Genomic DNA, 12,528 nt, shown 5'->3' with positions numbered 1-12,528 from the left:
CGTCGTGGCGGCGCGGCTGCCGTCGGCCGTGCCCGGCGTCGTCGCCTCAGGCGTCGTTGGCCGGCGTGTAGTCGTCGACGTTGTCTCTCGTCACCATCGTGCCGCTGGTGATGACGATGTTTCTCGGCAGCGGCAGGTGCTGTCTGGTGGCGAGGTCGTAGGCCGCGATCGCCTGCTGCACGCCGATGCCTCTCTCGTCAGGACCGTAGGTGCCCCACAGCTGACCCGACTTGATCATCCGCACGGCGGTCGCATCGCCGCCGTCACCGACGATCTTGACGTCGGTCTTGCCCGAGGAGCGGGCGACCGCCGAGGCGGCCTCCGCCGCCGTGTCGTTGTAGGCGATCACGTAGTCGACGTCGGGGTACTTCGCCAGCAGCGCCGTCATCGCCTGCTGACCCGCGTTGGGCGTGTCGTCGGCAGCGTCGACCTCGCCGACGAATCTGTTGCCGAATCTGTCGCCCCAGTAGTGCGAGCGGTCCATCGCGTATCTCAGCGACGGGACCGGCAGCGACTGGCCCAGCAGCGCATACGTCGCACCCGGCGACTCTCTCGCGACCGCCTGCGCGATTCTGTAGCGCGCGATGTCGAGGCCCTGGTGGACGTTGGTGTCGTAACCGGGCTCCAGCGGCAGGCTCGCGTCGGGCGGCGTGTCGTTGGTGACGATCGGGATGCCTGCCGCCTGCGCCTCTCTGACTCTCGCCGCCAACGCGCTCGGCAACAGCGGATAGGCGACGATCACGTCGGGATGCTGCGCCAGCAGATCGGCGAATTGGCTGACCTGCTTGTCCTGGTTGAAGTTGGCGTCATAGCCTATGAACTTGCCACCGAATCTCTCGGTCTGCTCCTTGACGCCCTTGTAGACGGAGGCGAGAAAGCCGATCGACGAATTCGGCGAGAGATAGCCGACCGTGTATCTGAAGCCCGGTCTCACCGTCGGCTCCGGGTACGACGTCGGCAACCCTGCCTCGGGGCTCTCGAACGGAACGTCCGCGGCCGGCTGCGACGCGGTCGTGCTCGCCGCCGTGGATCCGGCGCTGCTGCTGGAGCTCGTGCTGTCGTCGCTGCTGCCGCAGCCGGCCAGCACCAGAGCTGCGAGGAGCGCGACCAGGCAGGCCGATGCCAACGCCCGCGGCGTGCGCCTGTTTGTCCTCATGATGTACGTACCTCCGGTTGGGTCATGTACTCGGCCGGCCGGCGACGTGCCGCCTGCCGCATGTGCGACGTGGACCGCTGCGCTCAACCGCGCACCAGTCCACCGTCGACGTTGAACGTCTGCCCCGTCACGAACGAGGCGTCATCTGAGACGAGGTAGGCGAGCATCCCGACGAGGTCCTCCGGTTCCCCCGTCCGCGGAATCGCCTGCTTCACCCGGTCTCGCTCGAACTGCTCACTCATCTTGCGGGTCGTCGAGGGGGTCCTCGTCAAGCCCGGCGAGATCGCGTTCACGGTGATCCCGTGGGCGCCGAACTCGCTCGCAAGCGCACGGGTGAGGCCGATGACGCCGCCCTTGCTCGCGATGTAGTGAGTGAATCCGATCGGGAGCCCCATCCCGAACGTGTTGGATGCGATGTTGACGATCCGCCCCCAGCCGCGTGCGCGCATCTCGCCGACGAGCGCGCGCGACATCAGGAACGGTCCCTCGAGGTTCACCGCCATCAATTCACGCCATGACTGCAATGTGATCTCCTCGAAGCGCTCGACACGACCGAAGCCGGCGTTGTTGACGAGGATGTCGCAGCGGCCGAAGCGAGACGTGACGCGCGCGGCCAGCTCGGCGACCGCCTGCTCGTCGCTGACGTCGGCGGTGGCCGCCAGCGTCCGCACCTCCAGCGCGGCGAGCCGCTCGGCGACCTCATCGCACGGGCGCACGTCGACGAGCACGACGTCGGCGCCCTCCTGCGCGAGGCGCAGCGCGAAGCTCGCGCCGAGCCCGCCGGCCGCTCCGGTCACCAGGGCGACGCGCCCGTGCAGCCGCGCCGATTCGCAGCTCATCGCGCGTCGTCTCCGCCGGCGAACGTGCGCGCCGCGTCGTCGTAGGCGTTGGCCAGGTACCACTCGGCCAGCTCGTCGGTCGTGCAGAACCAGACGTCGTCGTGCGCGCGCACGTGCCGCAGCGCTCGCTCCAGCGCCGGCATCCGAAACGGTTGACCGACCAGGAACGGGTGCAGCGAGAGCCCGAAGACCGCGCCGGGGCGCTCCTGGGACTCGGCATGCAGCACGTCGAACTGGTCGACGATCATCTGCTCGAACCCGCCGGCGGTCGTGCTCTGGTCGAGAAAGACCGGGATGTCGTTGACCTCGATCGAGTACGGGACGGCGAGCAGGCGCGCGCCGGGCACGTCGAGCGCGAACGGCTGGTCGTCGGCGACGCCCCAGCCGAGCGTGTACGTGAGTCCCAGCTCGGCCAGCAGCGCGGGCGTATGAGCGGTCTCGGTGAGCGCCGGGCCCAGCCAGCCGCGCGGACGGGTGCCGGTCGCCGCCTCGATCGTCTCGACGACCTCGCGCAGCGCGACGCGCTCGACCGCCGGTTCCATGCCGGTCCACAACTGCGAGTTGGTCTGTCCGTGCGCGACCCACGCCCAGCCGCGCTCGCGCCCGGCCGCGACGATCTGCGGGTACGCGGTCGCGGCGTCCGCGTTGACGAGCGCCGACTGACGCAGCTCGAGCCGATCGAACAGGTCGATCAGCCGCCAGATCCCGACGCGCGTGCCGTAGTCGCGCCAGCCGTGGTTGAGGACGTCGACCGGCAGCGCCGCCGTCACGGCGGCGCGGCTGGTCGAGCGCACGCCGGCGTGGAAGTGCTCGATGTTCATGCCGACGTAGAAGGCCATCCGCTTGCCGCCGGGATAGACGAGCGGCGGTCGCGCGACGATCGGCGAATAGCGGTACGGCGGCGTTCTCGGCCACTGCGACGATCCGCTCATGCCTGCTTCCTGACGCCGCCGTCGACGACCCACTCCGAGCCGGTCGCCTGAGCGGCCGCGCCGGAGGCGAGGAAGACCACGACGTTGGCGACCTCCTCAGGCGTGCCGAGCCGGTCGGAGGGCATCGTGCGCACCTCCTGCACATAGCGGCGCATCGCCTCCTCGCCTGAGATCCCCAGCGCCGGGCCGACGGTGTCGTCGAAGTGGGCGACGAGACCGGGCGTGCGCGTCGGCCCGGGCGAGACGACGTTGGCGCGGATCAGCGGGCCGAACTCGATCGACAGGCTCTTGGAGAGGCTCAGCAGCGCGGCCTTCGCGGCCGCGTAGTCGACGAAGCGCGGGTCGGGCTGACGTGCGAGGTCGGAGGCGATCGTGACGATCGAGCCGCCGCCCTGGCGCTGCATGTGCGGAATCGCGGCGCGCGTCGCGCGGACGGTGCCCATGAAGTTGCGCTCGAAGGCCGCGCCCCAGGCGTCGTCGTCGAGCGCGAGGAAGCCGTCCTCGCGCCCGGACGGTCCGCCGAGGCAGTTGACGAGCAGGTCGACGCGACCGTGGCGCTCAACGGTCTGCTCGACGATCCGCGCGCCGGCGCCGGCGGCGAGCAGGTCGGCCTCCAGCGCGTCGACCGCCTGGATTCCCGCCAGGCGCGCGAGGTCGCGGTCGGCCGCGCAGACGCGCGCGCCCTCCCGCACCAGCGCCTCCACCACGGCGAGCCCGATGCCCGCGCCTGCCGCGGTCACCAGGGCCACGCTCCGCTCAAGTCTCAAGTCCACGCTCTCGCCACCAGATTCTGTACAGCAGAATTACGTTCTGCGACTCTAACGATGATGCCGGAAACGCGCAAGCGATCAGATCCGCAGCAGCTTCTCGGCGTTGAGGTGCGCGATCTTCGACTTGTCCGCCTCGCTGATCGGCGCGTCCTCGATGTAGGCCCGGCCGGCCGTCTCGGCAGCCCCGAACGGATAGTCGGCCGAGTACAGGACGCGATCCGCTCCGACCGTCGCCAGCGTCAGCAGCAGCGGCTGGATCGTCTCGATGCCGCCCGGCGTGACATGAAAGTGCTCCGCGAAGTACTGCGCCGGCGACTTTCTCAGGTGCCTGACGAGCCGCTTCATGCGGATGTCGACGCGCCCGAGGTAGAACGGGATCAGCTCGCCCCAGTGGCCGAGGATCACCTGCAGGTTGGGATGGCGGTCGAAGACCCCGCCGAGGATCATCCGCAGCGCGTGGCTGCCGGTCTCGACGTGCCAGCCCCAGCCCGCCGTCGCGAACATGTGCTCCATCCGCTCGGCGTCGGGCCCCGCCTCGTGGACGTCGCGGAAGTAGGCGTCCTTGACCGCCTCCGGCGGCTCGGCCGGGTGCACGTAGATCGGCACGCCCAGCTGCGACGCCGCCCGCAGCACCGGCTCGTTGCGGGGATGGTCGAGGAAGCCGCCGCCGGCCTGCCCGTGGATCATCGTCCCCGTGAAGCCGAGCTGCTCGACGCAGCGGATCAGCTCGCTCGCGGCCGCGTCGGCGTCGCCGGTCGCGAGCGTCGCGAAGCCCGCGAAGCGGCTCGGGTGGCGCGCGATCGCGGCGGCCAGCTCGTCGTTGGCGGTGCGCGCCCATTCGACCGCGCGCGGATCGGAGATCTGCGCCCCCGGAGAGTGGTGCGAGAGGACCTGCACGTCGATGCCCGCGGCGTCCATCGCCTCGATCCGCGCCGCGTCGACGTCCAGCAGGCGCTCGACGTTGGCGGCCGGCTGGAAGCGGCCGTGCTCGGCCAGCAGATCGTCGTGCACGCGCTGGAGCCCGGGCGTCATGCAGTGCTCCTCCAGCGCGATGTAGCGGCGGGGTGCGGTCATCTGGTCGTCTCCTTGGCGGTGCAGCGCGCGACGAACGGCTCGACGAGCCGTCGCATCGCGGCAGGGTCCTCGCTGAACGGGAAGTGGCCGACGCGGTTGAGCAGCGCGAAGTCGAGCTGCGCCCGCGTCGTGGCGAGCAACTCGAACAGGCCGTCGCCGTGCGCGACGGTCACGAGCGGATCGTGCGACCCCCACACGACCGTCACCGGCACCTCGTAGCCGACGTCGCGGCAGTAGGCGAACAGCGCCAGCTTCTCCCCGAGCAGGTCGCTCTCCAGCTCCAGCGCCACGTCGGCGCGTGCCGCGGTCTCGCTGGCGGCGCGCTGCGCGTCGCCGGCCGCATGGCCGGCGAGCGCGGCCACCAGCCCGTCGGTCACGTGCGCCGCCGAGTACGACAGCCGGTCCAGCGCCCACCGCACCGAGGCCGTCGAGCCCAGCGGCGCGGGCGGGTTCTCCAGCACGACCGGGCTGACGCCGTCGCTGGTCGGCGCCGCGCCGGTCGCGGCCACGACGACGGCGCCGGGGACGCGCAGGTCCGCGTGCTGCCGGCGCGCCAGCAGCAGCGCCGCGAGCGACGCCTCGGCGTGTCCGACCGGCACCGCCTCGGCGACGCCGAGCGCGCGCAGCGTGTCGGCGACGCGCGCGGCGATGCCGGCGATCGTCAGCTCCTGCCGGTCGCCGAGCGGCGAGCCGCCGCAGCCGGGCAGGTCGATCGCGACGATGCGGCCGTCGCCGTCCGCCGCCCGCATCAACGGCGCCCACAGGTCAGCCGCGCCGATCCACGGGCTGTGGCCCTGCAGGCCGCCGTGCAACAGGACCGTCGCGGTCTCGCCGCTGCCGCGCTCCAGCACGCGGACGGGCCGTCCGCCGACGTCGAGCAGCCGCTCGCTCAGCTCACCCGCGGTCATAACCGGCCTCCTCGATGAAGCGCCCGACGGTGTCGTTGAACCAGGCGGGATGCTCGCGGTACGGAAAGTGACCGCTCTTGTCGACGATGTTGAGGACGGTGCGACGCTCGTTGGCGGCGATCGTCCGGAACAGCTCGTGCCCGCGCTCGCGGTGGGCGGTGCGGTCGTTGCGGCCCCAGACGATCTGGCACGGCCGCTGCAGCCGTCCCTCGGCCAGCCACGTCAGCGTCTCGCGCTTGTCGATCGCGAGCTGCGGCAGGAACTGCGTCGGCAGCAGCTTGCCGCGTCTGATCCGCTCGACCGCCTCGCGGTAGGCGTCGCGGTTGACGAGCTCGAAGGAGCGCTCGACCCACTCGTCGGTCACCGCGCGCCTGTCATGGCAGTAGGACTCGTAGACCCAGCGGATGCTCTCGCGCGTGTAGGGCGGGTGCGGCGGGCGCGCGAGCACGACCTCGTTGGTGCCGACGCCCGGGCTCAGCGTGCCGGAGTTGACGATCGTCAGCGAGCGCACGAGGTCCTGCCGCAACAGCGTCGTGCGCGTGACGACGTAGCCGCCGCGCGAGTGCCCGACGAGGTGCACCGGCGGCAGTCTCAGCGCCTCGACGAAGCCGATCAGATGCTCGACGACCTTCGCCATCGTGAAGTCGGCGTCGTCGGCGGGATTGCCGGAGAAGCCCTGCGCCGGCTTGTCGTACGCGATCGTGCGAAAGGAGCCGGAGAGCGCGTCGACGGCGAGGTCCCAGGCGTACGCGCCGGGCGCCGACTCGGGCGTGCCGAAGTTGCCGCCGTAGACGAACACGACCGGCGTGCCGCTGCCCGCCTCCGTGTACCACGTGTCGATCCCGCCGACGTCGATCGACCGCGCAGCCGGCATCCCGGGATAGGACGGCAGCGCGGCGGACTGCGTCGCGCCGCTCATCGGGTGAAGTCCTGCTCGAGCGTCCAGGCCGCGAGATCGCTCTTGCGCGTCCACCAGACGCGCTCGCGCGCTCTGACGTGGCGCAGCACCGCGCGCAGCGTCGGGACGAAGGTCGGCCGCCCCGCCATGTGGCAGTGGAGCACCACGTCAGCCCAGCCGGGCCGCCCTCTCAGCCCCTCCGCGTGGAGGGTGTCGAAGGTCGCGACGAAGCTGTCGGCGAAGACGCCGGGCGCGTTCTTGGGCAGCACCCACTGCAGCAGGTCGTTCGCGTCGATGTTGGCCTTCGGCAGCACCGCCATGCGCGTGCCGCCGACCTGCTCGACGAACGGCACGTCGTCGCTGGCGTCGTCGCCGGTGAAGGTGACGCCCTCCTCCTGGAGGATCGCGAGCGTGCGCTCGGAGGACATGTTGCCGGGGCTGGCCCAGCCGGTCGGGCGGCGGCCGCCCGCCGTCTCGATCGCGTCGAGCGTGCGACGGATCATGTCGCGCTCGTCGGTCTCGGAGGCGTCGGCCATCAGGCGGTCGTTGACCCAGCCGTGGCCGATCAGGTCATGGCCGGCGCCGGCGACGGCCCTGATCGTCGCGGGATGGTCGGCGGCGACCTTGCCGCTGATCGAGAACGAGGCCGTGACCTCCTCCTCGGCGAAGACCTCCAGCAGCCGCCACACCCCGACGCGAACGCCGTACTCGGCGTAGGAGAGCGAGAACAGGTCGCGCTCGCCGCCTCTGCCCTCGGTCCGCACCTGCGAGTGGCGGTCGAAGGCCTCCAGCGCCACGCCGACCGTCATCGCGATCGCCTCGTCGTGCGGCCAGCGGACCGCGCGGCGGACCGACCCCGGCGTGACGCCGGCGCCATCTGCACGTTCAGACATACGTTCACTGCCTCCGTCGTCTCCCGGGGGGATCGGCACCCGGGGGCGCTGCGCGGCGGTTGGGCCGGCGCAGCCTCCTCGTTGAGCACCAAGTATCCGAACGCCTGCACGAGCCCTCAAGCTGTCAGACGTACGTTCTGCCGCGCTGCGCGTTGACACGTCGTCGGCGGTCGCTCAGTCGCGCTCGACGATGCTCACCGTGCCGCCGTCGACGACGAGCGTCTGGCCGGTCACCCACGCGGACTCCTCGCACGCGAAGTAGAGCGCGGCGAAGGCGACGTCCTCGGGCTGCCCGACGCGGCGCAGCGGCACGCTCGCGGCGATCCGCTCGCGCGCGCCCGGCGCCGCGAAGATCGGCGCCGTCACCGGCGCCTCGATCAGCCCGGGCAGGACCGCGTTGCAGCGGATCCCGTGCGCAGCCCCCTCCGCCGCCGCCTGCCGCGTGAGCGCGAGCACGCCCGCCTTCGCGGCGCTGTGCGCCGCGCACGACCCGCCGCCGCCGATCGGCAGCGGCAGCCCGCGCAGCGCGGCCGTCGAGGAGGTGTTGACGATGCTGACCGTCCCGTCCTGCGCGACCAGCTGCGGCCAGGCCGCGACGATCGTGGCGAAGACGAGGTCGAGCTCGCCTCTGATCGTGTAGCGCCACGACGACCAGGCGTCGTCGTCCTCGATCCGCCGCATGATCGCCGTGGAGGCGTTGTTGTACAGCACGTCGATGCGCCCGAAGCGCTCGACGCCGGCCGCGATCCACCGTCTCGGCCCGTCCTCCTCGGTCAGGTCCAGCGGGTGCAGCGACGCGATCGTGCCGCCCTCGGCGCGCACCAGCCGCAACGTCTCCTCGCTGCCCTCCGCGTCGAGGTCGCACCCGAAGACGGCCGCTCCCTCGCGCGCGAACAGCAGCGCCGCGGCGCGCCCCTGCCCCCCGGCGGTCCCGGAGATGAAGGCGACGCGTCCCGCCAGCCGGCCGCCGCTCATGCGCTGACCTCGACGGGACGGGCCGCGCCGAGCGACGGCACCGGTGGCGCCAGCTGCGCGTCCAGGTCGAGCAGCGGCAGCAGCAGGTCGGCGACGCGGTATGCCTCCTCCAGCGTCGGCGGCGCCCACAGGATGAACCGCTCGATTCCGGCCAGCCGCTCGATCTCCTTCATCCGCTGCGCCACCTGCTCGGCCGATCCGATCAGCATCGTGCCGGGCAGCGGCAGCTGGCGGCGGACGTCGATCCCGACGCGCTCGGCCGGGCCGGTCCACATGTTCGGGTGGAACTCGAGGTCGCGCGCGGCGGGCCGGCGGCCGGACGCGATCGCGTCCATGACGCGTCCCTCGCGCTCGTCGGCGGCGTCGCGCCCGGCGGCCTGCGCCGCCTGGTAGCCGCGCAGGCCCGCGATCGTCTCTGGGCTGATGTGGCCGAGCTTGCGCTCGGCCTCCGCCCACGCCTCCTCCTCCGTCTCGCGCACGAGCACGCCGAGCGAGACGCCGAACGACGGCGTCGGCCGGCCCTGCTCGGCCGCGACCGCGCGCGCGGCGCCGGTGCGCTGCGCCAGCTCCTGCGGCGTGCCGGCATGGCTGAGGTAGGTGTCGACGAGCGAGATGACGCGGCCGAGGCCCTCCGGCGAGCCCGACGCGCCCCACAGCGGCGGGCACGGGCGCTGGACCGGCTCCAGGCCGAGGAACGTCTCGGGATCTCTGACCGGGAAGAAGCGACTCTCCGGGACCGCTTCGCCGGCATACAGCGCGCGGAAGACGCGCCAGTAGTCGTCGAGCATCTCGTAGCGGTCGGCCTTTTCCAGGTGCACCCCGTGCGCGGCCATCGTCACGGGGTTGCTGCCGACGACGTTGAGCATCAGCCGCCCGGCGCTGAGCTGGTCCAGCGAGAGCGACATCAGCGCCAGCTGCGTCGGCGTGATCAGGCCCGGATAGACGGCGATCAGGAAGCGCATCCGCTCCGTCAGCGGGGCGACGGAAGCGGCGACCGTGAAGGGGTCGTAGGTGCCGGGCACGCCGATCGCGAGCAGCGCGCCGGAGAACGGCAGCCGGTCGATCGCCATCGCGACCTGCGCCAGGCGGCGGATGTCGCTGCGCCAGCGGCCGTCGGCATTCCACGGATGGGGGCCGTCGGAGGAGCCGCCCAGCGTCCAGAAGACCTCCATCACGCCACCAGCGCGCGGTCGAGCGTCGCCTCGAGCAGACGCGCGAGCTGGAACTCGCGGTCGAACTGCGCGAAATGGCCGCACTGGTTGACGAGCTGGAAGTCGAGCCCGGCCGGGCCACCGGCGAGAATCTGCGCCAGCACCGCGCCGCGCGCGACGGTCGCGGTCGGATCGGCCGCGCCCCAGAAGATCGTCAGCGGCTGCCTGTAGCGCTCGTCGCGGCAGTAGGCGTAGAACTCGTCCTGCGCGGCGATCTGCGCGGCGAGCATCGCGGAGGCGTTGACCGGATCGGCCAGCAGCTCGACGGCGCGGCGGTGCGGCGCTCCGTCCGCGTTGTCCACGAGACGCTCCAGCAGGGGCCGCGGAAAGCGGTCGGGGACGTAGGTCAGCCGCCGGATCGCCCACCGCTGCGAGCGCAGCGTCCAGCGCGGCTGCGGGGGGTTCAGCAGCGAGACGTTCTGGATGCTGTCGCCGATCGGGGCGGCGGCGTTGGGGGCGATCAGGAAGCCGGAGGAGACCTCCGTGCCGCCGATCCCGTCGCGGATCAGCGCCAGCGCGGCGAGCGACGCGTCGCCGTGGCCGACCACGTGGATCTTCTCCACACCGCGCAGGCTCGCGACGAACTGCTTGACGAAGTGGACGATCCCGTCCGTCGTCAGGTCTGCCACGCCGTGCAGCGCAGTCGCGCCGCAACCCGGCAGGTCAGGCGCGACGATCCGGCGCTCGCCGGGGCGCAGCTGCCGGACGAGGTCTGCGAAGAGGTCGCAGGAGCCGGCGAACGGCGACTGTCCGGGGGCGCCGGTGTGCAGCAGAAGCAGCAGCTCGGGGCCCTCGCCGCGGTGGAGGTAGCGCACCTCGCGGCCGTCGACGAGGAGCGTCGACTCGTTGACGAGATCAGACATCGGCTTCGACCTCCTCGACGAACGTGGTGACCATGTCGTCGAACCAGCGCGGGTGCTCGCGATAGGGGAAGTGACCGGACTTGTCCTTCACGCTCAGCGTCACGCGCATCTCGTGGCGCGCGAGGATGTCGTAGAGGTCGTAGCCGAGTTGCACCGGCACCGTGGGATCGGTCAGCCCCCAGAGGATCTGCGTCGGGCGCTGCAACCGCCCCTCCTCCAGCCACCGCAGCGTCTCGCGCTTGTCGCGCGCCAGCTGCGGGATGAAGAAGCGCTCGATCAGCCGCTCGGCCTCGATCCGTCTCATCATCGTCAGGTACGGCTCGGCCTCCATGCGGTCGACGAACGGCTGCATCCACGCGTCGGTCACGTGCGAGGGGTCGTAGCTGTAGTGGGCGTGACCCCACTTCATCCCCTCGAGGCTGAAGACCGAGTACGGGTTGCCCGCCAGCGCCACCGCGTTCATGCCGACGCCGGGGCCGAGCGTGCCGGAGGTGACGATCGTCAGCGACTTGACGAGATCCTGCCGCAGCAGCGCGGTGCGCGTCGCGATGAAGCCGCCGCGCGAGTGGCCCAGGAGGTGGACCGGACCGGCGTCGATCGCGTCGAGGAACGCGATCAGGTGGTCGATCACGAACTCCATCGTGAAGTCCTCGTCGCGTTCGGGCGCGTCGGTGTAGCCGTTGCCCGGCCGGTCGTACGTGATCACGCGATAGGAGGCCGACAGCCGCTGGAGCGTGTCGTCCCAGCACATCGCGCAGTTGCCGCCCCCGAATGCTGGCGAGCCGAAGTTGCCGCCGTAGACGAGCACCAGCGGCGGGCCTTCGCCGGCCTCGGTCCACCATGTTCTGAGGCCGCCCGCCTCGAGCCAGGAGGCGGCGGGGAAGCCGGGGTAGGTCGGGACTGTGGAGGTGGCGGTCATCGGCGGCTGTCCTCCCGGAGGGCGACGTTGGCGATCTCGTCTCCGCGGGCGAACCAGACGCCCGCGTGACGCTTGCAGTAGCGGATCAGCTCGCGCACGGCCGGGACCAGCGTCGGGCGGCCGGCGCCGTGACAGTGCAGGACGAGCCCGACCATGCCCGGGCGTTCCTGCAGCGCCTCCTCGTAGACGGCGTCGAAGGTCGTCTTGAAGCCGTCGACGATCGTGCTCGGCGGCTGGCCGCGCAGGACCCAGTGCAGCAGGTCGTTGGAGGCGAGGTCGGTGCTCGGGACGACCGCGATGCGGCGCGAGCCGACGCTGCGCACGAACGGCAGGTCGTCGCTGGCGTCGTCGCCGGTGTATCTGATCCCGGCGTCGAGCAGGATCTCGTCGGAGTCGGGCGAGCCCATCTTGCCGGGGCTCGTCCAGCCGACCGGCCGCACGCCGCCGGCGCGCTCGATCGCCTCGAGCGTTCTGGCGACGAGCTCGCGCTCGGCGTCGCCGCCGGGCATCCCGCGATCGTTGGCCCACGCGTGACCGACCAGCTCGTGGCCGCGCTCGGCCATCGCCTTGACGACGTACGGGTGCGCGTCGGCCGCCTTGCCGTTGATCGCGACGCTGCCGACGACGCCCTCGTCCTCCAGCAGTTGCAGCAGCCGCCACGCGCCGACGTGCGCGCCGTACTCCCCGTAGGAGATCGAGAACGGGTTGACGCCGTTGCCGGCCTCGGTCGTGAACTGCGAGTGCTCCTCGAACGCCTCGAAGGCGAGCAGCAGTTGCACCGCGACGCGGGCGCCGCCGGGCCAGGTCACGCTGCGCCACGCGGGGAAGCGCTCGAGCGTCGATGGACGCGATTCCGGTGGGCTGGTGGACGTCACACGATCTCCTTGGACGGACAGTTCGTCGTCGCTGCAATATCGCGGCCGTTCCAGCGCCCTTCTAGCTGTCGGCCGTCAACCGTTGCGCCGCTCTTGCCGACCGTCTGTCAGATGCGCCCGCACGCCGGCGAGCGCCTGCGCGCCCGCCTCCGAGCGCCGTGGAACATCGCCGCTGGCTTTCTGGACAGCGTAGTGTGATTCTGTAGGCTGGATGT

Annotated in this window: 13 protein-coding genes; all 13 read right to left on the bottom strand. The window is 71.6% G+C overall.

Going from position 1 to position 12,528, the window contains the following annotated elements:
* Positions 1–46: 46 nt before the first annotated feature.
* The gene (locus Q7L65_RS16710) at positions 47–1,156 is read right to left on the bottom strand and encodes a sugar ABC transporter substrate-binding protein (RefSeq protein WP_304722731.1); all 1,110 of its coding nucleotides are present in this window, start codon (positions 1,154–1,156) and stop codon (positions 47–49) included.
* 83 nt (positions 1,157–1,239) lie between these two features.
* Complete coding sequence (locus Q7L65_RS16705; protein ID WP_304722729.1) at positions 1,240–1,995, bottom strand: SDR family NAD(P)-dependent oxidoreductase; 756 nt, start codon at positions 1,993–1,995, stop codon at positions 1,240–1,242.
* Positions 1,992–2,927 carry a polysaccharide deacetylase family protein gene (locus Q7L65_RS16700; protein WP_304722727.1) on the bottom strand — a complete coding sequence of 312 codons (936 nt, stop codon included), beginning with the start codon at positions 2,925–2,927 and terminating at the stop codon, positions 1,992–1,994. Before Q7L65_RS16700 ends, Q7L65_RS16705 begins: the two co-directional genes overlap by 4 nt.
* On the bottom strand, positions 2,924–3,676 hold the full coding sequence (locus Q7L65_RS16695) for an SDR family NAD(P)-dependent oxidoreductase (RefSeq protein ID WP_304722725.1): 753 nt from the start codon (positions 3,674–3,676) through the stop codon (positions 2,924–2,926). The genes Q7L65_RS16700 and Q7L65_RS16695 overlap by 4 nt, the downstream gene beginning before the upstream one ends.
* A gap of 99 nt (positions 3,677–3,775) precedes the next feature.
* Positions 3,776–4,771 (bottom strand): amidohydrolase family protein, encoded by a 996-nt coding sequence (locus tag Q7L65_RS16690; protein ID WP_304722723.1) that lies wholly within the window; start codon positions 4,769–4,771, stop codon positions 3,776–3,778.
* A complete protein-coding gene (locus Q7L65_RS16685; protein ID WP_304722721.1) occupies positions 4,768–5,679 on the bottom strand; it encodes an alpha/beta fold hydrolase in 912 nt (303 codons plus the stop codon). Before Q7L65_RS16685 ends, Q7L65_RS16690 begins: the two co-directional genes overlap by 4 nt.
* Positions 5,666–6,598 (bottom strand): alpha/beta fold hydrolase, encoded by a 933-nt coding sequence (locus tag Q7L65_RS16680; RefSeq protein ID WP_304722719.1) that lies wholly within the window; start codon positions 6,596–6,598, stop codon positions 5,666–5,668. Before Q7L65_RS16680 ends, Q7L65_RS16685 begins: the two co-directional genes overlap by 14 nt.
* A complete protein-coding gene (locus tag Q7L65_RS16675; protein WP_304722717.1) occupies positions 6,595–7,470 on the bottom strand; it encodes a polysaccharide deacetylase family protein in 876 nt (291 codons plus the stop codon). The genes Q7L65_RS16680 and Q7L65_RS16675 overlap by 4 nt, the downstream gene beginning before the upstream one ends.
* A gap of 174 nt (positions 7,471–7,644) precedes the next feature.
* On the bottom strand, positions 7,645–8,445 hold the full coding sequence (locus tag Q7L65_RS16670; RefSeq protein WP_304722715.1) for an SDR family NAD(P)-dependent oxidoreductase: 801 nt from the start codon (positions 8,443–8,445) through the stop codon (positions 7,645–7,647).
* Positions 8,442–9,617, bottom strand: a complete 1,176-nt coding sequence (locus Q7L65_RS16665) for an LLM class flavin-dependent oxidoreductase (RefSeq protein ID WP_304722713.1) — start codon at positions 9,615–9,617, stop codon at positions 8,442–8,444. The genes Q7L65_RS16670 and Q7L65_RS16665 overlap by 4 nt, the downstream gene beginning before the upstream one ends.
* Positions 9,617–10,519, bottom strand: a complete 903-nt coding sequence (locus tag Q7L65_RS16660; RefSeq protein WP_304722711.1) for an alpha/beta fold hydrolase — start codon at positions 10,517–10,519, stop codon at positions 9,617–9,619. The genes Q7L65_RS16665 and Q7L65_RS16660 overlap by 1 nt, the downstream gene beginning before the upstream one ends.
* Entirely contained in the window at positions 10,512–11,438 is a 927-nt protein-coding gene (locus Q7L65_RS16655; protein WP_304722710.1) for an alpha/beta fold hydrolase, read from the bottom strand. Before Q7L65_RS16655 ends, Q7L65_RS16660 begins: the two co-directional genes overlap by 8 nt.
* The gene (locus tag Q7L65_RS16650) at positions 11,435–12,313 is read right to left on the bottom strand and encodes a polysaccharide deacetylase family protein (protein ID WP_304722709.1); all 879 of its coding nucleotides are present in this window, start codon (positions 12,311–12,313) and stop codon (positions 11,435–11,437) included. The genes Q7L65_RS16655 and Q7L65_RS16650 overlap by 4 nt, the downstream gene beginning before the upstream one ends.
* Positions 12,314–12,528 lie beyond the last annotated feature (215 nt).

Source organism: Conexibacter sp. CPCC 206217 (assembly GCF_030646165.1).
Lineage (GTDB): Bacteria > Actinomycetota > Thermoleophilia > Solirubrobacterales > Solirubrobacteraceae > Conexibacter.
This window is presented reverse-complemented; position numbering and strand designations above follow the sequence as displayed.

Coding starts and splice junctions, on each gene's coding strand:
- Q7L65_RS16710 (WP_304722731.1), bottom strand. CDS start 1,156: ATGAGGACAAACAGGCGCACGCCGCGGGCGTTGGCATCGGCCTGCCTG.
- Q7L65_RS16705 (WP_304722729.1), bottom strand. CDS start 1,995: ATGAGCTGCGAATCGGCGCGGCTGCACGGGCGCGTCGCCCTGGTGACC.
- Q7L65_RS16700 (WP_304722727.1), bottom strand. CDS start 2,927: ATGAGCGGATCGTCGCAGTGGCCGAGAACGCCGCCGTACCGCTATTCG.
- Q7L65_RS16690 (WP_304722723.1), bottom strand. CDS start 4,771: ATGACCGCACCCCGCCGCTACATCGCGCTGGAGGAGCACTGCATGACG.
- Q7L65_RS16685 (WP_304722721.1), bottom strand. CDS start 5,679: ATGACCGCGGGTGAGCTGAGCGAGCGGCTGCTCGACGTCGGCGGACGG.
- Q7L65_RS16680 (WP_304722719.1), bottom strand. CDS start 6,598: ATGAGCGGCGCGACGCAGTCCGCCGCGCTGCCGTCCTATCCCGGGATG.
- Q7L65_RS16675 (WP_304722717.1), bottom strand. CDS start 7,470: ATGTCTGAACGTGCAGATGGCGCCGGCGTCACGCCGGGGTCGGTCCGC.
- Q7L65_RS16670 (WP_304722715.1), bottom strand. CDS start 8,445: ATGAGCGGCGGCCGGCTGGCGGGACGCGTCGCCTTCATCTCCGGGACC.
- Q7L65_RS16665 (WP_304722713.1), bottom strand. CDS start 9,617: ATGGAGGTCTTCTGGACGCTGGGCGGCTCCTCCGACGGCCCCCATCCG.
- Q7L65_RS16660 (WP_304722711.1), bottom strand. CDS start 10,519: ATGTCTGATCTCGTCAACGAGTCGACGCTCCTCGTCGACGGCCGCGAG.
- Q7L65_RS16655 (WP_304722710.1), bottom strand. CDS start 11,438: ATGACCGCCACCTCCACAGTCCCGACCTACCCCGGCTTCCCCGCCGCC.